The organism is Enterobacter cloacae complex sp. 418I7, from assembly GCF_050030705.1.
Lineage (GTDB): Bacteria > Pseudomonadota > Gammaproteobacteria > Enterobacterales > Enterobacteriaceae > Enterobacter > Enterobacter intestinihominis.
In genome coordinates this window covers 4464435-4488347 of sequence record NZ_JBLGUU010000001.1, presented here as the reverse complement: position 1 = coordinate 4488347, position 23913 = coordinate 4464435, and the positions used below count along the sequence as shown (strand labels likewise).

Here is a 23913-nt window from a genome sequence, read left to right as displayed (position 1 = left end):
ATAGACGTGCTCTTGAAGACTATTTTTGGTACGATTTGAGATTCCGCTCTCAAATTTTGAAGAAAATAAGGTGTTGGAATGCTTATATCCGACCAGGAGACCTAATGATATCGACTCCCATTCGACGATATGGGGCCGCGATACTCATGTTACTCACCATGGCATTTTCAGGTGAGGTGCTTGCAAAGACGCACACGGATACAACGAGTAAGAAAGCCCACGTAATAAAGACGACAAGCAGTAAGGTTAGCAGTAAACAAGAGTATTCTCGCAATAGTGCAAAGAGTAGTTCACTTCCTGATTTGCGAAAATACCCTTCCGGGACACCAAGGAAAAAAGCGTTTCTCCGGACGGTAATGCCTTACATTAAAAGTCAAAATGCCGCGATTACTGCGGATCGTAACTGGCTGATCGCCAAACAGTACGATAGCCGCTGGTCGCCGTCTGAGCGCACTCGCCTGAAAGACATCGCCAAACGCTATAAAGTGAAGTGGAGCGGGAACACGCGTCGTGTGCCGTGGAACACTCTGTTAGAGCGTGTGGACATTATTCCAGGCAGTATGGTCGCGACAATGGCCGCCGCCGAAAGCGGTTGGGGCACCTCGAAGCTGGCGCGCAACAACAACAATCTGTTTGGCATGAAATGCGCAAAAGGTCGTTGTACTAATGCACCCGGCAAGGTGAAGGGCTATTCACAGTTTGAATCGGTGAAAGATTCCGTGAATGCCTATGTGGTGAATCTGAACACCCACCCGGCCTACTCTTCGTTCCGTAAGTCACGCGCGCAGCTGCGTAAGGCGGATCAGGAAGTGACGGCCACGGCGATGATCCACAAGCTGAAAGGTTATTCCACCCAGGGACAGCGCTACAACAACTACCTGTTCTCCATGTACCAGGATAACCAGCGTCTGATTGCCGCACATATGTAATAAAAAACGCCTTCCACTGGAAGGCGTTCTTTTTTCTAGAGCAGGACTTCACTGTACCGTTCCCGGTACTCCTTCGGCGTGGTGTCATACTCTTTCCTGAACACCGAATAGAAATACTGAAGCGACGGGTAGCCGCACATCTGTGAAATCTCGTTGATCGACAGCGAGGTGGAGATCAGCAGACTTCGCGCTTTCTCCAGCTTTTCCGCATGGATCACGGCGTGGATCGTCTCACCGACTTCCTCTTTAAACCGCTTCTCCAGATTCGAACGTGAAATGCCGACCGAATCCAGCACCTGATCGACCTTGATCCCTTTGCAGGCATGATTGCGAATGTAGTGCATCGCCTGAATCACGGCCGGATCGTTTAAGGAACGGTAGTCAGTTGAGCGACGCTCGACCACGCGAACGGGCGGAACCAGCAGACGCTGGAGCGGCAGGGATTCGTTGTCTAACAGTCGGTGCAGCAGCTTTGCGGCCTGATAGCCCATCTGACGGGTACCCTGCGCCACGGATGAGAGCGCCACGCGCGACAGATAGCGCGTAAGCTCTTCGTTATCAATACCAATCACGCACAGCTTTTCAGGCACAGGAATATGCAAATGTTCGCACACCTGTAATACGTGGCGGGCGCGGGCGTCCGTCACGGCGATAATCCCTGTCTGGGGCGGCAGTGTTTGCAGCCAGTCAGCCAGGCGATTCTGTGCGTGCTGCCAGTTTTCTGGCGCGGTTTCCAGCCCCTGATAAACGACGCCGCGATACTTCTCCTGGGCAACCAGCTGGCAGAAGGCATACTCACGCTCCATCGCCCAGCGCTTTCCGCTGGTGGCGGGCAATCCGTAAAACGCAAAACGATGGACGCCTTTCTCCTTTAAATGGAGGAAGGCGGTCTCAACCAGGGCATGGTTATCCGTGGCGATGTAGTGAACGGGGGGGTAATGTTCCGCTGAATGGTAAGAGCCGCCAACGCCCACGATAGGTACGTCGACACCACTCAGCAACTGTTCAATCACGGGGTCGTCAAAGTCAGCGATAACCCCGTCTCCCAGCCAGTCTTTGATGTTCTCCAGACGGGTACGGAAATCTTCTTCGATGAAAATATCCCATTCGGATTGCGACGCCTGCAAATATTCACCAACCCCCTCAACCACCTGACGGTCATAGGCTTTGTTGGCATTGAATAACAACGTAATGCGGTGACGCTTTTCAAACATGGCTCACTTTCCCAAATTAGTCACGATACGGTTCTCAGGCGCGCCGCTTGGTGGCAGAGTCCATCCAGACTGCCAGCAAAAGAATGGCCCCTTTGACGATATACTGCCAAAACGTCGGCACGTCCATCATACTCATCCCGTTATCCAGCGAAGCCATAATAAATGCGCCCATCACCGCCCCCGCCACGCTGCCAATGCCTCCGGCGAGGCTGGTCCCGCCAATCACGCAGGCGGCGATGGCGTCCAGCTCGGCAATATTACCGGCAGACGGGGAACCCGCACCCAGTCGTGAGCTGAGGATCAGCCCCGCGATGGCTACCATCAGGCCGTTGATGGCAAAGACGGCGAGTTTGGTGCGCTCGACGTTGATACCAGATAAACGCGCGGCTTCAAGATTGCCGCCGATAGCATAAATACGGCGACCGAATGCGGTACGTGTGGCCATAAACATCCCACCTAACAGCAACAGCGCCAGCAGCAGAACGGGCGTTGGGACACCGCGATAATCGTTTAGCAGCCAGATGGCCCCCAGCACAATCACCGCAGTAAGCGCCTGACGGCCGACAACCGAGGTTGAGGCAGGCGAGGCCAGCCCCAGCGCCTGGCGACGCATGCGTCCTCGCCATTGCCACGCGACAAACGCCATCAGCCCAACCACGCCGATCGTAAAACCGACGCCATCAGAGAGGTAGCTTTGGCCAATCTGGGACATCGAGGCGCTGGTCGGGGAGACGGTAGTGCCGTTGGTGATCCCAATCAGAATACCGCGGAAGGCCAGCATCCCTGCTAAGGTGACAATAAACGACGGGACTTTACGGTAGGCCACCCACCAGCCGTTCCACGCACCCAGCAGCAGACCCAGTACCAGCGTGACCGCAATCGTCAGCGGCAGCGGCCAGCCGAGCCAGACGTCAAAAATTGCCGCCACGCCGCCGAGCAGACCCATCATCGACCCTACCGACAGGTCAATTTCCGCTGAGATAATCACAAAGACCATCCCCACCGCCAGGATCCCGGTGATGGCGGTCTGACGCAGCAGGTTAGAGACGTTACGTGCGCTCAAATAGGAGCCATCGGTCATCCAGGTAAAGAACAACATGATGACGATAATGGCGGCAATCATTACAAAAACTTGCAGATTCAGCGATTTAAGTCCTGCGAACGCACCGGGCGTCGGAACAGCGACTTTGATATCAGACGGGTTGCTTTTCGACATGGCGTTCGCTCCTTAAGGCAGCTTCCATCACCTGCTCTTGCGTCAGGTTCTGGTTGTTCAGGTTGGCTTTGAGTTTCCCTTCATGCATGACCAGCACGCGGTCGCTCAGCCCCAGCACTTCAGGCAATTCGGACGAGATAACAATGACGGCAATCCCTTGCTGCACAAGCTGGTTGATCAGCTTGTAGATTTCATACTTCGCGCCGATATCGATCCCGCGCGTGGGTTCGTCCAGAATTAAAATGCGCGGATTAAGCAACAGGCAGCGTGCCAGAATCGCTTTCTGCTGGTTGCCGCCGCTCAGGCGACCTATCGCCAGTTCCGGCGAGGAGGTTTTCACCTTGAGCCTGGCAAGTGACTGAAGAATACACTGCTGTTCTGCGGCATCATCCAGGCTGCTCAGCGCGCCGGAAAACTGGCTGAGCGCCGCCAGCGTGATATTTTTTCCCACCGCCATGACCGGCACGATGCCGTCTTTTTTGCGGTCTTCGGGCACCATAGCAATGCCTTTGGCAATGGCCTGCTGGCAGTTGTCGATTTTTACCGGCTGACCGTCGATATAAATTTTGCCTTCCCAGCGCCCCGGCCAGACGCCAAACAGACACTGCACGGCCTCGGTTCTTCCGGCACCCACTAAACCCGCAATACCGAGAATTTCGCCGCGGTGCAGCGAGAAGGAGAGGTTATCCACGCGCTTGATGTGGCGGTTAACGGGATGCCACGCCGTCAGGTTTTCCACGCGCAGGAGTTCTTCGCCTATGGTGTGTGGTTCGTTGGGATACAGTGCGGTGAGTTCGCGACCCACCATCATGGTGATGATGTCATCTTCGCTCATGCCTTCTGCTTCACGCGTGCCAATGTGCTGCCCGTCGCGGATGACGCAGATGGTGTCGGAAATAGCTTTCACCTCATTGAGCTTGTGCGAAATATAGATGCAGGCGATACCGTGGTTTTGCAGGTCGCGGATGATATTGAGCAGAACGGCGGTTTCCTGTTCGGTGAGCGAGGCGGTTGGCTCGTCGAGGATCAGCAGGCGTACCTGTTTATTTAGCGCCTTGGCGATCTCCACCAGCTGCTGCTGGCCCAAACCTAAGTCGCCCACGCGCGTATCCGGTGAGATAGCGAGACTCACCTGGGCCAGCAGTTTTTCGCAGCGCAGCGTCATGGTGTCGTAATCCAGTACGCCGTGGCGCGAGAGTTCGGCCCCAAGAAAGATATTTTCCAGCACGGTAAGGTGCTTCACCAGCGCCAGCTCCTGGTGAATGATAGCGATGCCTTTACGTTCGGTATCACGAATGTGCGTGGCCTGAAGCACCTCACCGGCAAAGACGATTTCGCCCTCGTAGCTGCCGTGCGGATAGATTCCGCACAGCACCTTCATCAGCGTGGATTTCCCCGAGCCGTTTTCGCCGCACAGCGACATCACTTCGCCGGGGTTCAGCCGCAGGCTTACGTTGTCGACCGCTTTCACCGCTCCGAAGGCTTTGGTGATGCTTTTCATTTCAAGTAAATAAGACATAACTGCTCCGCATAGCCCGACAGATGAACAGGGCAGGTCGATGCGCCCCCGCCGGGCAGGGGCTGCGCTGGATTACAGTTCACTCTTCTTATGGAAACCGTCTTTCACCACCGTGGCGTCAATATTCTCTTTGTTGACTTCGATAGGGGTAAGCAGGCGAGCTGGCACGTCTTTCAGGCCGTTATTTAACGTCGCGTCTGCTTTAGGTTGCTGGCCATTGCCCAGCTCAACGGCAATTTCGGCGGCGGTATTGGCAAGCTCGGTAATGGGCTTATAGACCGTCATAGTCTGGGTACCCGCGATAATGCGTTTTACACCCGCAAGGTCGGCGTCCTGTCCGGAAATAGCGACTTTCCCGGCCAGACCCTGCGCGCTCAGCGCCTGAATGGCGCCCCCCGCAGTGGCGTCGTTAGAGGCCACCACTGCATCGATTTTGTTGTTATTTGCGGTCAACGCGTTTTCCATAATTTTCAGCGCGTTTTCCGGTAACCAGCCGTCAGCCCACTGATCGCCGACGACTTTAATTTTGCCCTCGTCGATATACGGCTTCAGCACTTTCATTTGTCCCTGACGGAACAGTTTGGCGTTGTTATCCACAGGTGAGCCGCCCATCAGGAAATAATTCCCTTGAGGCACTTTTGCGATCAAGCTTTTAGCCTGTAATTCACCCACCTTTTCATTGTCGAACGAAATATAATAATCAATATCCGCATTATTAATCATGCGGTCATAAGCCAGGACTTTTATGCCTTCCTGTTTTGCTTCTTTCACCACGTTGCTTAATACCTGGCCGTTATACGGGATAATGACCAGCACATCGACGCCACGGTTGATCATATTCTCAATTTGCGACATTTGCGTCTCTTCGTTGCCGTTAGCGGACTGAACGAACACCTCCGCGCCGAGAGATTCCGCTTTTTTAACAAAGATATCGCGATCTTTTTGCCAGCGCTCCAGGCGTAAGTCATCAATCGCCATGCCGATTTTGACCTCTTTGGCGTGGCCGGCAAAGCTTGCAAGCAGGAGAGTAGTGCAGAGCGTTAGGGTCAGGTTCTTTATCTTCATAATTATTAGGCCTTTTTGTAGGGGTATGTGTAGCTGAGATAAAAGAAACATTCACTGCTGAGACGCAGCAAATTTTTAACGTGGAAAGGCCTGCTGGCAATTACAGATTTTTATCTTCTCATTACGATATTTGGTTTATTTCTGAATTTATGACCGCGATCGGATTTTATAAAACGTAACCTATTAATTACATTTGATTCTGGAATGCGCGCCGAAAAATAGTTTGTCTGCACATTATTTTGCGAGCCAGCGCACAATTGCGCATTCTCTCAATAGCAGTGTGAAATAACGTAATTGAGCAACCTCCAATGTCTATTCACTATTACTCCAGAAGCAAGACCACGCCGCATACCCTGATTATGGAGCTCAATATGCAAGCTTATTTCGACCAACTCGATCGCGTTCGTTTCGAAGGCACGAAAACGACCAATCCTTTAGCATTTCGTCACTACAACCCGGATGAGCTGGTGCTGGGTAAGCGCATGGAAGATCACTTGCGCTTTGCCGCCTGCTACTGGCACACCTTCTGCTGGAACGGTGCCGATATGTTCGGCGTGGGCTCTTTTGACCGTCCATGGCAACAGCCGGGCGAGGCCATTGAGCTGGCGAAGCGTAAAGCCGACGTCGCGTTCGAGTTCTTCCATAAGCTGAACGTACCGTACTACTGTTTCCACGATGTGGACGTGTCGCCGGAAGGGGCATCCCTGAAAGAGTATCTGAACAATTTTGCGCAGATGGTCGACGTGCTGGCTGAAAAACAGCAGCAAAGCGGCGTGAAGCTGCTCTGGGGTACGGCTAACTGCTTTACCAACCCTCGCTATGGCGCGGGCGCGGCAACCAACCCGGACCCGGAAGTCTTCAGCTGGGCGGCAACCCAGGTGGTGACTGCGATGAACGCCACGCATCAGCTGGGCGGTGAGAACTACGTTCTCTGGGGCGGTCGTGAAGGCTATGAAACGCTGCTGAATACTGACCTGCGCCAGGAGCGTGAGCAGATTGGCCGCTTTATGCAGATGGTGGTGGACCACAAGCACAAAATCGGCTTCCGCGGTACGCTGCTGATTGAGCCAAAACCACAGGAGCCAACCAAGCATCAGTACGACTACGATGTCGCCACCGTGTATGGCTTCCTGAAGCAGTTTGGTCTGGAAAAAGAGATCAAAGTGAACATTGAGGCTAATCACGCCACGCTGGCGGGCCACTCGTTCCATCACGAAATCGCCTCTGCGATTGCGCTGGGCATCTTCGGATCGGTGGATGCGAACCGCGGCGATCCGCAGCTGGGCTGGGATACCGACCAGTTCCCGAACAGCGTCGAAGAGAATGCGCTGGTGATGTACGAAATCATCAAAGCGGGCGGTTTCACCACCGGCGGCCTGAACTTCGACGCCAAAGTGCGTCGCCAGAGCACCGACAAATACGATCTGTTCTACGGGCATATTGGCGCGATGGACACCATGGCGCTGGCGCTGAAGGTGGCGGCCCGTATGATTGAAGACGGTGAGCTGGATAAGCGCGTGGCGAAGCGCTACAGCGGCTGGAACAGTGAGCTGGGCCAGCAAATTTTGAAAGGTCAGTTATCGCTTGCGGAGATCGCGAAGTACGCTGAACAGCATCAGTTGGCACCGCAGCATCAGAGCGGCCATCAGGAACTGCTGGAAAACCTGGTCAATCACTACCTGTTCGATAAATAACAGCATCCAGGCCCGGTAAGCGCAGCGCCACCGGGCATTTCTGTCAAAGGAGTCACCACATGTATATCGGGATCGATCTTGGCACGTCGGGGGTGAAAGCCATCCTGTTAAGCGAGCAGGGCGATGTGTTAGCCACGCAGACTGAAAAGTTGCAGGTTTCACGCCCGCAGCCACTTTGGTCGGAACAAGATCCGGAGCAGTGGTGGCAGGCGACGGACCGCGCGATGAAAGCCTTAGGTGAGCAGCACAGCCTGCGCGACGTGAAAGCGCTGGGCATTGCCGGGCAAATGCATGGCGCCACGCTGCTGGATAGCCAGCATCGCGTTCTGCGCCCGGCTATTCTCTGGAACGATGGCCGCTGTGCGGAAGAGTGCGCGATCCTTGAGGAGCGTGTGCCTGCGTCCCGCGAGATTACGGGCAATCTGATGATGCCCGGTTTTACCGCGCCAAAACTCCTGTGGGTGCAGCGCCATGAGCCTGAGATTTTTCGCCAGGTGGCGAAAGTTCTGTTGCCGAAAGACTACCTTCGTTTTCGCATGACGGGGGATTTTGCCAGCGACATGTCTGACGCCGCGGGCACGATGTGGCTCGACGTGGCGAAACGGGACTGGAGCGAAGCGATGCTGGATGCCTGCCAGCTGACGCGCGATCATATGCCTGCGCTGTTTGAAGGCAGTGATATCACGGGCGCTTTGCAGCCTTCTGTTGCTGAACGCTGGAATATGCCAGCCGTACCTGTCGTTGCCGGCGGTGGCGATAATGCGGCGGGTGCGGTCGGCGTGGGGATGGTGGAGACAGGACAGGCCATGCTCTCGCTCGGCACTTCCGGCGTCTATTTTGCCGTCAGTGACGGCTATCGTAGTAACCCTGAAAGCGCCGTACACAGCTTCTGCCACGCGTTGCCGGGTAAATGGCATTTGATGTCGGTGATGCTGAGCGCGGCATCCTGCCTCGACTGGGCGGCAAAGCTGACCGGAATGGCGGACGTCCCGGCGCTTATCGCAGCGGCACAGCAGGCGGATGATACTGCCGGTGCGGTCTGGTTTTTACCGTACCTTTCAGGCGAGCGGACGCCGCATAACAACCCGGAAGCGAAAGGGGTCTTCTTCGGCCTTACCCATCAGCACGGCCCGGCAGAGCTGGCGCGCGCGGTGCTTGAAGGGGTCGGTTATGCGCTGGCGGACGGCATGGATGTCGTGCATGACTGTGGCCTGACGCCATCCAGCATTACGTTAATTGGCGGCGGGGCACGAAGCAGCTACTGGCGGCAAATGCTTTCTGATATCAGCGGGTTGCAGCTGGACTATCGTACTGGGGGAGATGTTGGTCCGGCGCTCGGTGCGGCACGGCTTGCGCAAATTGCGCTGAACCGGGATAAACCACTGCCCCAGCTTTTGCCCCAGCTGCCGCTTGAACAGCAGCATCGTCCTGATGCGAAAAATCATGCTCGCTACGCTGAAAGACGAGACGTTTTCCGCAAAATCTATCAGCAGCTTTTACCGCTAATGTCATAAACAGGAGCCGGGTGGCGCTAACGCTTACCCGGCCTGCCAGCCTTCAACCGGGTTAGCTCACAAACCTGCGTGTATCGATGCGTTGCAGCAGCATTGAGAGCAGCAGGCTGACAACCAGCGTAACGGTAAATATCCAGACAATATCCAGCACCGGCCAGCTTTTAAGCTCAACGCCGCGGGTGCGCAGGGCGTGGATCACCAGCGCGTGAAAACCGTAAATGCCCAGCGAGTGGCGAGAGATAAACCCCAGCACCGGAAGCGGGCGGGCATTCAGGGTGTTTTTAAACAGGGTCAGCAGCGAAACCGCGCAGATAAAGACCATCGGCCCGCAGTAGAGATACCAGGTATCGGCAAAGTTTCCGCGCCATTGCAGCTCGTGCAGCGTCCCTCGAGAGATAATAAACACACCGGCGATAAATGCTGCCGCGCAAAGCCAGTTTATTCCTCGCTTTTGCGTCTCCATCGTGCCGATGGCGCGCCCCAGCATGCCGTACAGCACGTAATAAAACGTATCGCCGTTGATATAGAGGTTAACGGGCAGCCATTCAAAGCCATCAATTTTCTGTGAGACGGTATTCGGGTTTGCCACGATCCCGATTATTACCATCAAGGCCAGCAGCATTTTACCGCTAACGTTTTTTACCTGAATTAACGGCGAAACCAGATAGATAACCATTATCGCGAAGAAAAACCACAGATGATAGAACACCGGTTTTTGCAACAAATTGAGCAGGGAACGTTCAGCGTTAATTGAAGTGAACAGGATGATATAGAGCAGCGAAATGGCGCTGTAAAACAGCAAACAGGATACAATACGGATGAAATGTCTCGGCTGCGCGCTACGCTCGCCAAAAAAGAGAAAACCGGAAATCATAAAGAACAGCGGGACGCTCACGCGTGAGGCTGAGTTCAGAATATTGGCGACATCCCAGTTAACAGGGCTGATACTGTGCGCGTTCGTGACATACCAGGTCGTAGTGTGGATCATCACCACCATCAGACAGGCTATTCCCCGCAGGTTATCAATCCAGTTAATTTTTGACTGCATCAGTTCCTCTGTATTCCTGATAAAGAAAGTGTGACTGCGATTGCGTAAAACTTTTCCCTTGGAAAATTCTGAGTTTAACCAGGCTGTCTTGTCGGGAGCTGGCGAGATTCGCAGAATGTTGAACATTAATCTATAAACGTGTTGCTACTAAAAATAACAGCCACTGACCAGGGCGGTAATAAAAATGATGATGAAGCGTGGGGCGTCACTCTTTCTGCTGCTTTTATTAGCAGGGTGCAGTGCTTCTCAGGAGGCTCCAGTCCAAAAAGCGCAGCAGGGGAAAATGAGCCCGGAGCGTTCCCTGAATATGGAACAGCTGTGCAGGGATCAGGCGGCTCACCGTTATAATTCCGAAGCACAGAAAATTCATATTAACGGCTTCGAGCGCTTTCAGGGCAGCTATGAACTGAAAGGCTATACGGCGCGTAAAGAGGGCTTTGTCTGCTCTTTTGATGCAGACGGCCAGTTTTTACATCTCTCAATGCGCTAAATTGCTCGTATAAGCAGCAACCAGAGCCTTCGCAGGTTCTGGCTGTAGGGCTTATTCCCCAATTTTCCCTAAACAACCCCGTTTCGTACTGTATATCTTGCAGCCAGCGGGTATACTGATCCCTTCCATTTAAAACCACACGTATCCAGCACGAAATACTATGCAAAAGTTTGATACCAAGACCTTCCAGGGCCTGATCCTGACCTTACAGGATTACTGGGCTCGTCAGGGCTGCACCATTGTTCAACCTTTGGACATGGAAGTTGGCGCAGGCACCTCACACCCGATGACCAGCCTGCGCGCGTTAGGGCCAGAGCCGATGGCGACCGCCTATGTTCAGCCATCCCGTCGTCCGACCGATGGCCGTTACGGCGAAAACCCGAACCGTTTGCAGCACTACTATCAGTTCCAGGTGGTGATTAAGCCATCACCTGACAATATTCAGGAACTGTACCTCGGGTCACTGAAAGAGCTGGGTATGGATCCGACCATTCACGACATTCGTTTCGTGGAAGATAACTGGGAAAACCCAACGCTGGGTGCCTGGGGTCTGGGTTGGGAAGTGTGGCTGAACGGCATGGAAGTGACCCAGTTCACCTACTTCCAGCAGGTTGGCGGTCTGGAATGTAAACCGATCACCGGCGAAATCACCTATGGTCTGGAACGTCTGGCCATGTACATTCAGGGCGTAGACAGCGTTTACGACCTGGTCTGGAGCGACGGCCCGCTGGGTAAAACCACCTATGGCGACGTGTTCCATCAGAACGAAGTGGAGCAATCCACCTATAACTTCGAATACGCGGACGTGGACTTCCTGTTCACCTGCTTCGAGCAGTACGAGAAAGAAGCCCAGCAGCTGCTGGCGCTGGAGACTCCGCTGCCTCTGCCTGCCTACGAGCGTATTCTGAAGGCTGCCCACAGCTTCAACCTGCTGGATGCCCGCAAAGCGATCTCCGTGACTGAACGTCAGCGCTACATTCTGCGTATTCGTACCCTGACCAAAGCCGTTGCTGAAGCTTACTACGCGTCCCGTGAAGCCCTTGGCTTCCCGATGTGCAACCGAAACAAATAAGAGGCGGCCATGTCTGAGAAAACTTTCCTGGTGGAAATCGGCACTGAAGAGCTGCCACCAAAAGCCCTGCGCAGCCTGGCTGAATCTTTCGCTGCGAACGTCACTGCTGAGCTGGATAACGCTGGCCTGGCGCACGGTAAAATTGAGTGGTTTGCTGCGCCGCGTCGTCTGGCGCTGAAAGTGGCAAACCTGGCGGCGTCTCAGCCGGATCGCGAAGTTGAAAAACGTGGCCCGGCCATTGCCCAGGCGTTCGACGCGGAAGGCAAGCCGAGCAAAGCGGCTGAAGGCTGGGCGCGCGGCTGCGGTATCACCGTCGATCAGGCCGAACGTCTGACCACCGACAAAGGTGAATGGCTGCTGTATCGTGCCCATGTGAAAGGCGAAAGCGCGGAAGCGCTGCTGCCAGATATGATTGCGACCTCGCTGGCTAAGCTGCCGATTCCTAAGCTGATGCGCTGGGGCGCGTCTGACGTTCACTTTGTGCGTCCGGTTCACACCGTGACCCTGCTGCTGGGCGATACCGTTATTCCGGCGACCATTCTGGGCGTGGCGTCCGATCGCGTGATCCGCGGCCACCGCTTTATGGGCGAGCCGGAGTTCACCATCGACAATGCTGATCAGTACCCGCAGATCCTGCTGGAGCGCGGTAAGGTCATTGCTGACTACGAACAGCGTAAAGCCAAAATCAAAGCTGACGCCGAAGAAGCGGCGCGCAAAATTGGCGGTAATGCCGATCTGAGCGATAGCCTGCTGGAAGAAGTGACCTCTCTGGTCGAATGGCCGGTTGTGCTGACCGCGAAATTCGAAGAGAAATTCCTGGCCGTTCCGGCTGAAGCGCTGGTGTACACCATGAAGGGTGACCAAAAGTACTTCCCGGTTTACGCCAACGACGGCCAGCTGCTGCCAAACTTCATCTTCGTCGCGAACATCGAATCGAAAGATCCGAGCCAGATTATCTCCGGTAACGAGAAAGTGGTGCGTCCACGTCTGGCGGACGCCGAGTTCTTCTTCAACACCGACCGTAAAAAACGTCTGGAAGATAACTTGCCGCGTCTGCAAACCGTACTCTTCCAGCAGCAGCTGGGTACGCTGCGCGACAAGACTGACCGTATCGCGGAGCTGTCCGGCTGGATTGCCCGTGAAATTGGCGCCGACGTTAACCACGCTACCCGCGCGGGCCTGCTCTCCAAGTGCGACCTGATGACCAATATGGTGTTCGAATTTACCGACACCCAGGGCGTGATGGGCATGCACTACGCGCGTCATGACGGCGAAGCGGAAGACGTGGCTGTGGCCCTGAACGAGCAGTATCAGCCGCGCTTTGCCGGTGACGATCTGCCGTCTAACCCGGTTGCCTGCGCCGTGGCGATTGCCGATAAGATGGACACCCTGGCGGGTATCTTCGGTATCGGTCAGCATCCGAAAGGCGACAAAGACCCGTTTGCGCTGCGTCGTGCTGCGCTGGGCGTGCTGCGCATCATCGTAGAGAAGAACCTCAATCTCGATCTGCAAACGCTGACCGAAGAAGCGGTCCGTCTGTACGGCGATAAGCTGACCAACGCGAAGGTTGTGGATGATGTTATCGACTTTATGCTCGGTCGTTTCCGCGCGTGGTATCAGGACGAAGGTTACTCCGTTGATACCATTCAGGCGGTGCTGGCGCGTCGTCCGACCCGTCCGGCAGATTTCGATGCGCGTATGAAGGCGGTATCCCACTTCCGTACGCTGGAAGCGGCGTCTGCGCTGGCCGCGGCCAACAAGCGTGTATCCAACATCCTCGCGAAATCCGACGAGACGCTGAACGAACGCGTAAACGCTGCAACCCTGAAAGAGCCGGAAGAGATTTCTCTGGCGATGCAGGTTGTGGTGCTGCGCGACAAGCTGGAGCCGTATTTCGCGGAAGGTCGCTACCAGGAAGCACTGGTGGAGCTGGCGGAGCTACGTGACGTCATCGATGCCTTCTTCGAGAAGGTGATGGTGAACGTGGAAGATAAAGAGCTGCGTATTAACCGTCTCTCGATGCTTGAGAAACTGCGTGAGCTGTTCCTGCGCGTGGCGGATATTTCGCTGCTGCAATAATGTAAAAAACCCGCCCCTGACAGGCGGGAAGAACGGCAACTAAACTGTCTCTCTTCGCCAATGGCGCCATAACTGCGTTGGCTGCGCTCGTTCACCCGAATCACTTACTAATGTAAGCTCATCGGGATTCGCTCGCTTGCCGCCTTGTTCTGACGTCATTGGCTTTAAGATACTTTTCCTTATTTACATTTACACTCTCTCAAACACCGTCGCGATCCCCTGACCCAACCCGATACACATCGTCGCCAGTCCGAACTGGGCATCTTTGCGTTCCATCAGGTTGATCAGCGTGGTGCTGATACGCGCCCCGGAGCAGCCCAGCGGGTGACCGAGGGCGATCGCGCCGCCATTGAGGTTAATCTTCTCGTCGATCTGATCCATCAGCCCCAGATCTTTAATGCACGGCAGGATCTGCGCGGCGAACGCTTCATTCATCTCAAAGAGGTCGATATCACTTGCGCTCAGCCCCGCTTTTTTCAGCGCCAGTTTTGACGCCGGGACCGGACCGTAACCCATGATGGAAGGATCGCAGCCCACGACTGCCATCGAACGCACGCGGGCGCGTGGCGTCAGGCCTAATTCGCGGGCGCGGCTTTCGCTCATCACTAACATGGCGGCGGCACCGTCGGACAGGGCAGACGAGGTGCCCGCCGTTACCGTGCCGGTGACCGGATCAAACGCCGGACGCAGGGTAGAAAGCGCTTCAACAGTGGTTTCAGGACGGATAACTTCGTCGTAGCTGAACTGCTTCAGTACGCCGTCTGCGTCGTGACCGCCGGTTGGGATGATCTCATTTTTAAAGGCACCAGACTGCGTGGCGGCCCAGGCGCGGGCATGCGAGCGCGCGGCAAAGGCATCCTGCATTTCACGGCTGATGCCGTGCAGACGGGAGAGCATCTCGGCGGTCAGGCCCATCATACCGGCGGCTTTCGCCACGTTGCGGCTCATGCCCGGATGGAAATCGACCCCGTGGCTCATCGGCACGTGGCCCATGTGCTCCACGCCGCCCACCAGACAGGCCTGCGCATCGCCGGTCATGATCATCCGTGCCGCGTCGTGCAGCGCCTGCATCGACGAGCCGCAAAGACGGTTGACGGTGACCGCCGGAACCGAATGCGGGATCTCCGCCAGCAGAGACGCGTTACGGGCGATGTTGAAACCCTGCTCCAGCGTCTGCTGGACGCAGCCCCAGTAAATATCGTCCAGCGCAGCAGGGTCCATCGCCGGGTTACGCGCCAGCAGGCTACGCATCAGGTGCGCCGAGAGATCTTCCGCACGCACGTTACGGAATGCACCGCCTTTTGAACGGCCCATCGGGGTGCGAATTGCATCAACAATGACAACCTTTTCCATTGTGACTCCTTAAGCCGTTTTCAGCGTGCCAACCGGACGGGCTGGCTCAACTGCTGGATAGTAGGGTTCGTTATGGCGCGCTTTGTTACGCAGACCTTCCGGCACCTCATAAAGCGGACCGAGGTGCTGATATTGCTGAGCCATATCGAGATAGCGAGCGCTGCCGAGCGTATCCAGCCAACGGAACGCGCCGCCGTGGAACGGAGGGAAGCCGAGGCCGTACACCAGCGCCATATCCGCTTCTGCCGGGCTGGCGATAATGCCTTCTTCGAGGCAACGCACTACTTCGTTGATCATCGGGATCATCATCCGGGCGATGATCTCATCGTCAGTGAAGTCGCGTTTTGGCTGACTGACGTCGGCCAGCAGGCCATCCACCGCCGGATCTTCTTCTTTCTTCGGTTTGCCTTTGCTGTCTTCTTTATAGCGCCAGAAGCCCAGACCGTTTTTCTGCCCAAAGCGGTTGGCGTCGAACAGGGCGTCAATGGCGTCGCGATAATCTTTCTGCATGCGCTGCGGGAAGCCCGCCGCCATCACCGCCTGCGCGTGATGGGCAGTGTCGATGCCGACAACGTCCAGCAGGTACGCCGGGCCCATCGGCCAGCCGAACTGTTTTTCCATCACTTTGTCGATTTTGCGGAAGTCTGCGCCGTCGCGCAGCAGCTGGCTGAAACCGGCGAAGTACGGGAACAGCACGCGGTTAACGAAGAAGCCCGGGCAGTCGTTAACGACGATTGGCGTTTTGCCCATCTTGCTCGCCCACGCCACCACTTTGGCGATGGTTTCGTCGGAGGTTTTTTCCCCACGGATCACTTCGACCAGCGGCATGCGATGCACCGGGTTAAAGAAGTGCATCCCGCAGAAGTTTTCCGGACGCTTCAGCACGCTCGCCAGTTCGCTGATAGGAATGGTGGAGGTGTTAGAGGCCAGCACGGTTTCCGGACGTACCTTGTCTTCGGTTTCGGCCAGCACCGCTTTTTTCACTTTCGGGTTCTCGACGACCGCTTCAACCACCACGTCCACACGGTCGAAACCGCTGTATTCCAGTACTGGCTGGATGGTGGAGATCACGCCTGCAAGCTTCAGACCGTCAATTTTGCCGCGCTCAAGCTGTTTATTCAGCAGCTTGGCCGCTTCGGTCATGCCCAGCGTCAGGGATTTCTCGTTGATGTCTTTCATCACTACCGGCACGCCTTTCCATGCAGACTGGTAGGCGATGCCGCCACCCATAATGCCCGCGCCGAGTACCGCCGCGTGTTTTGGCGTTTCAACGTTTTTGGTGAGTTGTTTGGCTTTGCCCTTCACGAACTGATCGTTAAGGAAGATACCAACCAGCGCGCGGGCTTCGTTGGTGTGCGCCAGCGGGACAAAGCTCTGGTTTTCCAGCTTCAGGGCTTCATCACGGCCCAGACGGGCTGCCGCTTCAATGGTTTTCACCGCCGTGATCGGCGCCGGGTAGTGTTTACCCGCCGTCTGCATCACCATGCCCTTGGCGATGGTGAAGCTCATGGTGGCTTCAATTTTGCTGAGCTTCAACGGCTCCAGCTTTGGCTGACGTTTGGCTTTCCAGTCGAGATCGCCGTTAATCGCCTGACGCAGTATGGCGACAGCGCCTTCAATCAGTTTTTCAGGCTTAACCACGCCGTCCACCAGACCGATTTTCTGCGCCTGTTCCGCGCCGACATCTTTACCTGCGGCAATGATTTCCAGCGCGCTGTCGGCACCCAACATGCGCGGCATACGCACCGAGCCACCAAAGCCCGGCATAATGCCCAGTTTGGTTTCCGGCAGGCCGATGCGCAGGTCTGGGGTCGCCAGACGGTAATCAGTGGCTAACACGCATTCGCAGCCGCCGCCCAGCGCGTAACCGTTAACGGCAGAAAGGGTCGGGACAGGCAGATCTTCCAGACGATTAAAGACGCTGTTCGCAAAGTGCAGCCACTGGCTCAGCTGCTCTTCGGGCACCAGGAACAGCGACAGGAATTCGGTGATATCCGCGCCAACGATAAAGGCCGCTTTGTTGGAGCGCAGCAGCAGCCCTTTCAAATCTGATTGCTTTTCAAGTACATCCAGCGCCTGGCCAAGACTGGCCACCGTCGCGGTATCAAGCTTGTTCACTGAGCCGGGGGCATCGAACACCAGTTCGGCAATGCCATCTTCCAGCCAGTCTACGTACAGGGTGTCGCCTTTGTAGAGCATGTCGGTCTCCTGAATCCAGCAATTGGATCTGGTCATACCAGATGAAACGGAGTGTGGAATTTATGTTAATAAAATGCAAATTAGTCATTAAGAAATTGCTGCGCTGATCACGGTCGGTGGAAATCACGCAGCCGGAGTGAGGTGTGCTAAGATGCGATGACTTGAGGTCAAAAAAACGAAAGGAAGAATGATGGACTCACTGGCTTCGCTTTATAAAAATCATATCGTTACCCTACAGGAACGTACCCGCGATGTACTGGCCCGCTTCAAGCTGGATGCCCTGCTGATCCACTCCGGCGAGTTGATGAATACTTTTCTTGATGACCACGCTTATCCCTTCAAGGTTAACCCGCAGTTTAAAGCCTGGGTGCCTGTCACGCAGGTTCCAAATTGCTGGCTGCTGGTGGATGGCGTGAACAAGCCGAAACTGTGGTTCTACCTGCCGGTCGATTACTGGCACAACGTGGAGCCGCTGCCGACCTCATTCTGGACCGAAGAAATTGACGTGATTGCGCTGCCAAAAGCAGACGGCATTGGCAGCCAGTTGCCAGCGGCGCGTGGGAACATCGGCTACATTGGTCCGGTTCCTGAGCGTGCGCTGGGTCTGGATATTCCGGCAGATAAACTCAACCCGAAAGGCGTGCTGGATTATCTGCACTACTATCGCGCCTACAAGACCGACTACGAACTTTACTGCATGCGTGAAGCGCAAAAAACGGCGGTGAATGGCCACCGTGCGGCGCACGAAGCGTTCCAGTCCGGTATGAGCGAGTTCGATATCAATCAGGCCTACCTGACGGCGACCGGCCACCGCGATACCGACGTGCCGTACAGCAACATCGTGGCGCTGAATGAACATGCCTCGGTTCTGCACTACACCAAACTGGATCATCAGGTTCCGGCTGAGATGCGCAGCTTCCTGCTGGACGCGGGGGCTGAGTACAATGGCTATGCGGCAGACCTGACCCGTACCTGGGCGGCGAATGCGGATACTGATTTTGCGCAATTGATCAAAGACGTGAACGACGAACAGCTGGCGCTGATTGGCACCATGAAGGCCGGAACCAGCTACGTGGATTATCACATCCAGTTCCATCAGCGCATCGCTAAACTGCTGCGTAAACATCAGATTGTCAAAGACATGAGCGAAGAGGCGATGGTTGAGAACGATCTGACCGGGCCATTTATGCCGCACGGTATCGGCCACCCGCTGGGTTTACAGGTTCATGACGTCGCGGGCTTTATGCAGGATGATACCGGTACGCACCTGGCGGCACCGTCTAAATATCCTTATCTGCGCTGCACCCGCGTTCTGGCGCCGCGTATGGTATTGACCATTGAGCCGGGCATCTACTTTATTGAATCCCTGCTGGCGCCGTGGCGGGAAGGGCAGTTCAGCAAGCACTTCAACTGGGAGAAAATTGAAGCGCTGAAGCCGTTTGGCGGCATTCGTATCGAGGATAACGTGGTTATTCACGAGAACAGCATTGAGAACATGACGCGAGATCTGAAGCTGGCCTGATGGAAAGCTGGCTGATACCGGCCGAGCCGGTCACCTTTGTTGAGGAAATCAAGAAAAGCCGCTTTATCACGCTGTTGGCGCATACTGACGGCGTGGAGGCGGCGAAGGCGTTCGTCGAGTCCGTCCGCGCGCAGCACCCCGATGCCCGCCATCACTGTGTGGCGTGGGTCGCAGGGCCGCCAGACGACTCACAGCAGCTCGGGTTTTCTGACGACGGTGAACCGGCGGGTACGGCCGGAAAACCGATGCTATCCCAGTTGATGGGCAGCGGCGTGGGTGAAATCACCGCCGTCGTGGTCCGCTACTACGGGGGCATTTTGTTAGGCACCGGAGGGCTGGTTAAAGCCTACGGAGGGGGTGTCCAGCAGGCGCTTAATCTGCTGATAACAACCCGCAAAACGCCACTTACGGAATATACTTTGTTATGCGATTACGCCCAGCTATCGGGTATCGAAGCACTGCTTAAACAGTTTAACGGCGTCATCGCACACAGTGATTATCAGGCAATGGTGCAATTACGCGTGGCGCTTCCTCAGGCGGAACTGGCTGCTTTTTCAGCAAAACTCGCTGATTTTAGTCGCGGTTCATTGCAATTACTGCCGATTGAAGAATAATCCCCACCTCACAATTTTGAATACCTAAGGAAGCGGCAGAGATGCATTTTCGTGCCATTACCCGAATCGTTGGATTGCTGGTCATACTTTTCTCCGGGACAATGATCATTCCCGGACTGGTGGCGCTTATCTACCGGGACGGCGCGGGGCGTGCATTTACGCAAACCTTTTTTGTCGCGCTGACGATTGGCTCCCTGCTGTGGTGGCCAAACCGCCGTGAGAAAGGTGAACTGAAATCCCGGGAGGGTTTTCTGATCGTGGTCCTGTTCTGGACGGTACTGGGAAGCGTGGGTGCGCTGCCGTTTATCTTCTCTGAACAACCGAATCTCACCGTCACGGATGCGTTTTTTGAATCGTTCTCCGGATTAACGACCACCGGGGCCACCACGCTTGTGGGGCTGGATTCACTCCCGCATGCAATTCTCTTTTACCGGCAGATGCTCCAGTGGTTCGGCGGTATGGGGATCATCGTGCTGGCGGTGGCTATCCTGCCGATTCTGGGCGTCGGGGGGATGCAGCTTTACCGGGCTGAAATGCCTGGCCCGTTGAAAGATAACAAGATGCGCCCGCGTATTGCGGAGACGGCGAAAACCCTTTGGCTTATTTATGTCCTGCTGACGGTGGCCTGCGCGCTGGCGCTGTGGTTTGCCGGGATGCCTGCGTTTGATGCCATCGGGCACAGCTTTGCCACTATCGCTATCGGCGGGTTCTCCACCCACGATGCCAGCGTTGGGTACTTCGACAGCCCGACGATCAATACCATCATTGCCATCTTTTTGCTGATCTCAGGCTGTAACTACGGTCTACACTTCTCGTTGCTTAGCGGCCGGAGCCTGAAGGTGTACTGGCGCGACCCGGAATTCCGGATGTTTATTGGCGTCCAGTTGACCCTGGTGATCATCTGTACCCTGGTACTGTGGTTCCACGATGTCTATAACTCGGCGGTCACGACCCTGAACCAGGCCTTCTTCCAGGTGGTATCGATGGCGACAACCGCCGGTTTCACCACGGACAGTATTGCGCGTTGGCCGCTGTTCCTGCCGGTGCTGCTGTTGTGCTCTGCGTTTATCGGCGGCTGTGCCGGGTCGACGGGCGGCGGCCTGAAGGTGATCCGTATTCTGCTGCTGTTCAAGCAGGGGAACCGTGAACTTAAACGTCTCGTCCACCCGAATGCGGTTTACAGCATCAAGCTGGGCAATCGTGCACTGCCGGAGCGTATCCTCGAAGCGGTGTGGGGATTCTTCTCCGCTTATGCGCTGGTCTTTATTGTCAGTATGCTGGCGATTATCGCCACGGGCGTGGATGATTTCTCTGCCTTCGCCTCTGTGGTGGCAACGTTAAACAACCTGGGGCCGGGGCTGGGTGTCGTGGCGGATAATTTCGCCAGTATGAACCCGGTGGCAAAGTGGATCTTAATCGCCAATATGCTGTTTGGTCGTCTTGAGGTCTTTACGCTGCTGGTGCTGTTTACCCCAACATTCTGGCGTGAGTAAGGAGACATTGGTGAAAACGTTAATTCTTTTCTCAACGCGTGATGGGCAAACGCGTGAGATTGCTTCATATCTGGCTTCTGAACTCAAAGAGCTGGGCATTTATTCTGATGTGGTGAACCTGAATCGCACTGAACAGCTTGCCTGGCAGGATTACGACCGTGTGGTCATTGGCGCTTCAATTCGTTACGGTCATTTCCATCCGGCGCTGGATCGCTTTGTGAAAAAGCATACGGCGGAGCTCGCTAAGCTGCCCGGCGCGTTTTACTCGGTCAACCTGGTTGCCCGTAAAGCAGAGAAGCGTACACCGCAGACTAACAGCTATACGCGCAAGTTTTTGCTGAGCTCGCCATGGCAGCCCGATATCTGTTCTGTCTTTGCGGGCGCGCTGCGTTATCCGCGTTACCGCTGGTATGACCGCTTTATGATCCGCCTGATCATGAAGATGACGGGCGGGGAAACGGATACGCGTAAAGAAGTGGTTTATACCGACTGGGATCAAGTGGCCAGTTTTGCCCGTGAAATTGCACGTTTAACGGACGATTCGCGGGTTAAATAAGCGTTGAGTTTGAAAAGTGAGCGAACGAAAAGTTTTTTGTATTTAGTGCTTGTCACTTCAGAAGAACTCCCTATAATGCGCCTCCACTGACACGGAACAACGGTACACACGCCGCCGGGTCAGCAGAGAAAAGCAAAATAAACGCTTGACTCTGAAGCGGGAAAGCGTAATATGCACACCCCGCGCCGCAGCGAAAACGTAGCGGCACTGCTCTTTAACAATTTATCAGACAATCTGTGTGGGCACTCAAAGTGACATGGATTCTTAACGTCCTCGGACGAAAAATGAATACCAAGTCTCTGAGTGAACATACGTAATTCATTACGAAGTTTAATTCACGAGCATCAAACTTAAATTGAAGAGTTTGATCATGGCTCAGATTGAACGCTGGCGGCAGGCCTAACACATGCAAGTCGAACGGTAACAGGAAGCAGCTTGCTGCTTCGCTGACGAGTGGCGGACGGGTGAGTAATGTCTGGGAAACTGCCTGATGGAGGGGGATAACTACTGGAAACGGTAGCTAATACCGCATAACGTCGCAAGACCAAAGAGGGGGACCTTCGGGCCTCTTGCCATCGGATGTGCCCAGATGGGATTAGCTAGTAGGTGGGGTAACGGCTCACCTAGGCGACGATCCCTAGCTGGTCTGAGAGGATGACCAGCCACACTGGAACTGAGACACGGTCCAGACTCCTACGGGAGGCAGCAGTGGGGAATATTGCACAATGGGCGCAAGCCTGATGCAGCCATGCCGCGTGTATGAAGAAGGCCTTCGGGTTGTAAAGTACTTTCAGCGGGGAGGAAGGCGACAGGGTTAATAACCCTGTCGATTGACGTTACCCGCAGAAGAAGCACCGGCTAACTCCGTGCCAGCAGCCGCGGTAATACGGAGGGTGCAAGCGTTAATCGGAATTACTGGGCGTAAAGCGCACGCAGGCGGTCTGTCAAGTCGGATGTGAAATCCCCGGGCTCAACCTGGGAACTGCATTCGAAACTGGCAGGCTAGAGTCTTGTAGAGGGGGGTAGAATTCCAGGTGTAGCGGTGAAATGCGTAGAGATCTGGAGGAATACCGGTGGCGAAGGCGGCCCCCTGGACAAAGACTGACGCTCAGGTGCGAAAGCGTGGGGAGCAAACAGGATTAGATACCCTGGTAGTCCACGCCGTAAACGATGTCGACTTGGAGGTTGTGCCCTTGAGGCGTGGCTTCCGGAGCTAACGCGTTAAGTCGACCGCCTGGGGAGTACGGCCGCAAGGTTAAAACTCAAATGAATTGACGGGGGCCCGCACAAGCGGTGGAGCATGTGGTTTAATTCGATGCAACGCGAAGAACCTTACCTACTCTTGACATCCAGAGAACTTAGCAGAGATGCTTTGGTGCCTTCGGGAACTCTGAGACAGGTGCTGCATGGCTGTCGTCAGCTCGTGTTGTGAAATGTTGGGTTAAGTCCCGCAACGAGCGCAACCCTTATCCTTTGTTGCCAGCGGTTAGGCCGGGAACTCAAAGGAGACTGCCAGTGATAAACTGGAGGAAGGTGGGGATGACGTCAAGTCATCATGGCCCTTACGAGTAGGGCTACACACGTGCTACAATGGCGCATACAAAGAGAAGCGACCTCGCGAGAGCAAGCGGACCTCATAAAGTGCGTCGTAGTCCGGATTGGAGTCTGCAACTCGACTCCATGAAGTCGGAATCGCTAGTAATCGTGGATCAGAATGCCACGGTGAATACGTTCCCGGGCCTTGTACACACCGCCCGTCACACCATGGGAGTGGGTTGCAAAAGAAGTAGGTAGCTTAACCTTCGGGAGGGCGCTTACCACTTTGTGATTCATGACTGGGGTGAAGTCGTAACAAGGTAACCGTAGGGGAACCTGCGGTTGGATCACCTCCTTACCTTAAAGAACCTGCCTTTGTAGTGTCCACACAGATTGTCTGATGAAAAACAGCAGTAAAAAATCTCTGCAGGCTTGTAGCTCAGGTGGTTAGAGCGCACCCCTGATAAGGGTGAGGTCGGTGGTTCAAGTCCACTCAGGCCTACCAAATTTTTGCTGATGCTGCGTTGCGGCGACACTCACATACCTGAGTATGCTTCGTGTCACCACGCCTTGCCTCAACAAAAATTACCGGTAGAGAGATAACTACGATGGGGCTATAGCTCAGCTGGGAGAGCGCCTGCCTTGCACGCAGGAGGTCTGCGGTTCGATCCCGCATAGCTCCACCATCCTTTACTGCGAACACAAGAAAACTTCAGAGTGAACCTGAAAAGGTGCACTGCGAAGTTTTGCTCTTTAAAAATCTGGATCAAGCTGAAAATTGAAACGACACACAGCTCATG

17 protein-coding genes, 2 tRNA genes and 1 rRNA gene are annotated in these 23913 nt (G+C 55.1%); 13 read left to right on the top strand and 7 right to left on the bottom strand.

Going from position 1 to position 23913, the window contains the following annotated elements:
* The first annotated feature begins 104 nt into the window (after nt 1–104).
* A complete protein-coding gene (locus tag ACQG0S_RS21620) occupies nt 105–929 on the top strand; it encodes a protein bax (RefSeq protein ID WP_022649749.1) in 825 nt (274 codons plus the stop codon).
* 35 nt (nt 930–964) lie between these two features.
* Here the strand turns inward: ACQG0S_RS21620 and xylR are convergent, their stop codons facing one another.
* From xylR to xylF, 4 genes are all read right to left on the bottom strand, one after another.
* A complete protein-coding gene (gene xylR / locus ACQG0S_RS21615; protein ID WP_038416899.1) occupies nt 965–2143 on the bottom strand; it encodes a D-xylose utilization transcriptional activator XylR in 1179 nt (392 codons plus the stop codon).
* A 34-nt stretch (nt 2144–2177) separates the two neighbouring features.
* Nucleotides 2178–3359, bottom strand: coding sequence for a xylose ABC transporter permease XylH (xylH, locus tag ACQG0S_RS21610; RefSeq protein ID WP_003860151.1), 1182 nt, complete (start codon nt 3357–3359; stop codon nt 2178–2180).
* Nucleotides 3337–4878: a xylose ABC transporter ATP-binding protein gene (locus ACQG0S_RS21605; RefSeq protein WP_015572746.1), complete on the bottom strand. Its 1542-nt coding sequence runs from the start codon at nt 4876–4878 to the stop codon at nt 3337–3339. The genes xylH and ACQG0S_RS21605 overlap by 23 nt, the downstream gene beginning before the upstream one ends.
* A gap of 72 nt (nt 4879–4950) precedes the next feature.
* Complete coding sequence (gene xylF, locus ACQG0S_RS21600; RefSeq protein WP_022649746.1) at nt 4951–5943, bottom strand: D-xylose ABC transporter substrate-binding protein; 993 nt, start codon at nt 5941–5943, stop codon at nt 4951–4953.
* 371 nt (nt 5944–6314) lie between these two features.
* Between xylF and xylA the strand changes: the two genes are divergently transcribed.
* A complete protein-coding gene (gene xylA / locus ACQG0S_RS21595; RefSeq protein ID WP_026080557.1) occupies nt 6315–7637 on the top strand; it encodes a xylose isomerase in 1323 nt (440 codons plus the stop codon).
* Between the two features lie 59 nt (nt 7638–7696).
* Entirely contained in the window at nt 7697–9151 is a 1455-nt protein-coding gene (xylB, locus tag ACQG0S_RS21590; protein WP_022649744.1) for a xylulokinase, read from the top strand.
* A 52-nt stretch (nt 9152–9203) separates the two neighbouring features.
* Here xylB and ACQG0S_RS21585 read toward each other — a convergent pair whose 3' ends face one another.
* A complete protein-coding gene (locus ACQG0S_RS21585) occupies nt 9204–10199 on the bottom strand; it encodes an acyltransferase (RefSeq protein ID WP_045622141.1) in 996 nt (331 codons plus the stop codon).
* Nucleotides 10200–10383: 184 nt separating this feature from the next.
* On the opposite strand from ACQG0S_RS21585, the gene ACQG0S_RS21580 reads away from it, so the two are divergent.
* The 3 genes from ACQG0S_RS21580 to glyS all read left to right on the top strand — a co-directional run bounded on the left by ACQG0S_RS21580 (nt 10384) and on the right by glyS (nt 13840).
* Entirely contained in the window at nt 10384–10689 is a 306-nt protein-coding gene (locus tag ACQG0S_RS21580; RefSeq protein ID WP_022649742.1) for a YsaB family lipoprotein, read from the top strand.
* Nucleotides 10690–10849: 160 nt separating this feature from the next.
* Nucleotides 10850–11761 carry a glycine--tRNA ligase subunit alpha gene (glyQ, locus tag ACQG0S_RS21575; RefSeq protein ID WP_003860141.1) on the top strand — a complete coding sequence of 304 codons (912 nt, stop codon included), beginning with the start codon at nt 10850–10852 and terminating at the stop codon, nt 11759–11761.
* Nucleotides 11762–11770: 9 nt separating this feature from the next.
* Entirely contained in the window at nt 11771–13840 is a 2070-nt protein-coding gene (gene glyS / locus ACQG0S_RS21570) for a glycine--tRNA ligase subunit beta (protein ID WP_022649741.1), read from the top strand.
* A 189-nt stretch (nt 13841–14029) separates the two neighbouring features.
* Here glyS and fadA read toward each other — a convergent pair whose 3' ends face one another.
* Together fadA and fadB are read right to left on the bottom strand one after the other, a co-directional pair.
* The gene (gene fadA / locus ACQG0S_RS21565; RefSeq protein ID WP_048965886.1) at nt 14030–15193 is read right to left on the bottom strand and encodes an acetyl-CoA C-acyltransferase FadA; all 1164 of its coding nucleotides are present in this window, start codon (nt 15191–15193) and stop codon (nt 14030–14032) included.
* 9 nt (nt 15194–15202) lie between these two features.
* A complete protein-coding gene (gene fadB, locus ACQG0S_RS21560; RefSeq protein WP_023307160.1) occupies nt 15203–17392 on the bottom strand; it encodes a fatty acid oxidation complex subunit alpha FadB in 2190 nt (729 codons plus the stop codon).
* A gap of 190 nt (nt 17393–17582) precedes the next feature.
* Between fadB and pepQ the strand changes: the two genes are divergently transcribed.
* From pepQ to ACQG0S_RS21525, 7 genes are all read left to right on the top strand, one after another.
* The gene (gene pepQ, locus ACQG0S_RS21555) at nt 17583–18914 is read left to right on the top strand and encodes a Xaa-Pro dipeptidase (RefSeq protein WP_022649738.1); all 1332 of its coding nucleotides are present in this window, start codon (nt 17583–17585) and stop codon (nt 18912–18914) included.
* Nucleotides 18914–19528, top strand: a complete 615-nt coding sequence (locus ACQG0S_RS21550) for an IMPACT family protein (protein WP_015572737.1) — start codon at nt 18914–18916, stop codon at nt 19526–19528. The genes pepQ and ACQG0S_RS21550 overlap by 1 nt, the downstream gene beginning before the upstream one ends.
* Nucleotides 19529–19569: 41 nt before the next feature.
* Entirely contained in the window at nt 19570–21021 is a 1452-nt protein-coding gene (trkH, locus tag ACQG0S_RS21545) for a Trk system potassium transporter TrkH (RefSeq protein ID WP_022649737.1), read from the top strand.
* A 10-nt stretch (nt 21022–21031) separates the two neighbouring features.
* Nucleotides 21032–21577: a menaquinone-dependent protoporphyrinogen IX dehydrogenase gene (hemG, locus tag ACQG0S_RS21540; RefSeq protein WP_023298846.1), complete on the top strand. Its 546-nt coding sequence runs from the start codon at nt 21032–21034 to the stop codon at nt 21575–21577.
* Nucleotides 21578–21929: 352 nt separating this feature from the next.
* Nucleotides 21930–23471: ribosomal RNA gene (locus ACQG0S_RS21535) — 16S ribosomal RNA — on the top strand.
* Nucleotides 23472–23541: 70 nt separating this feature from the next.
* Nucleotides 23542–23618, top strand: a tRNA-Ile gene (locus ACQG0S_RS21530).
* A 105-nt stretch (nt 23619–23723) separates the two neighbouring features.
* Nucleotides 23724–23799, top strand: a tRNA-Ala gene (locus tag ACQG0S_RS21525).
* Nucleotides 23800–23913 lie beyond the last annotated feature (114 nt).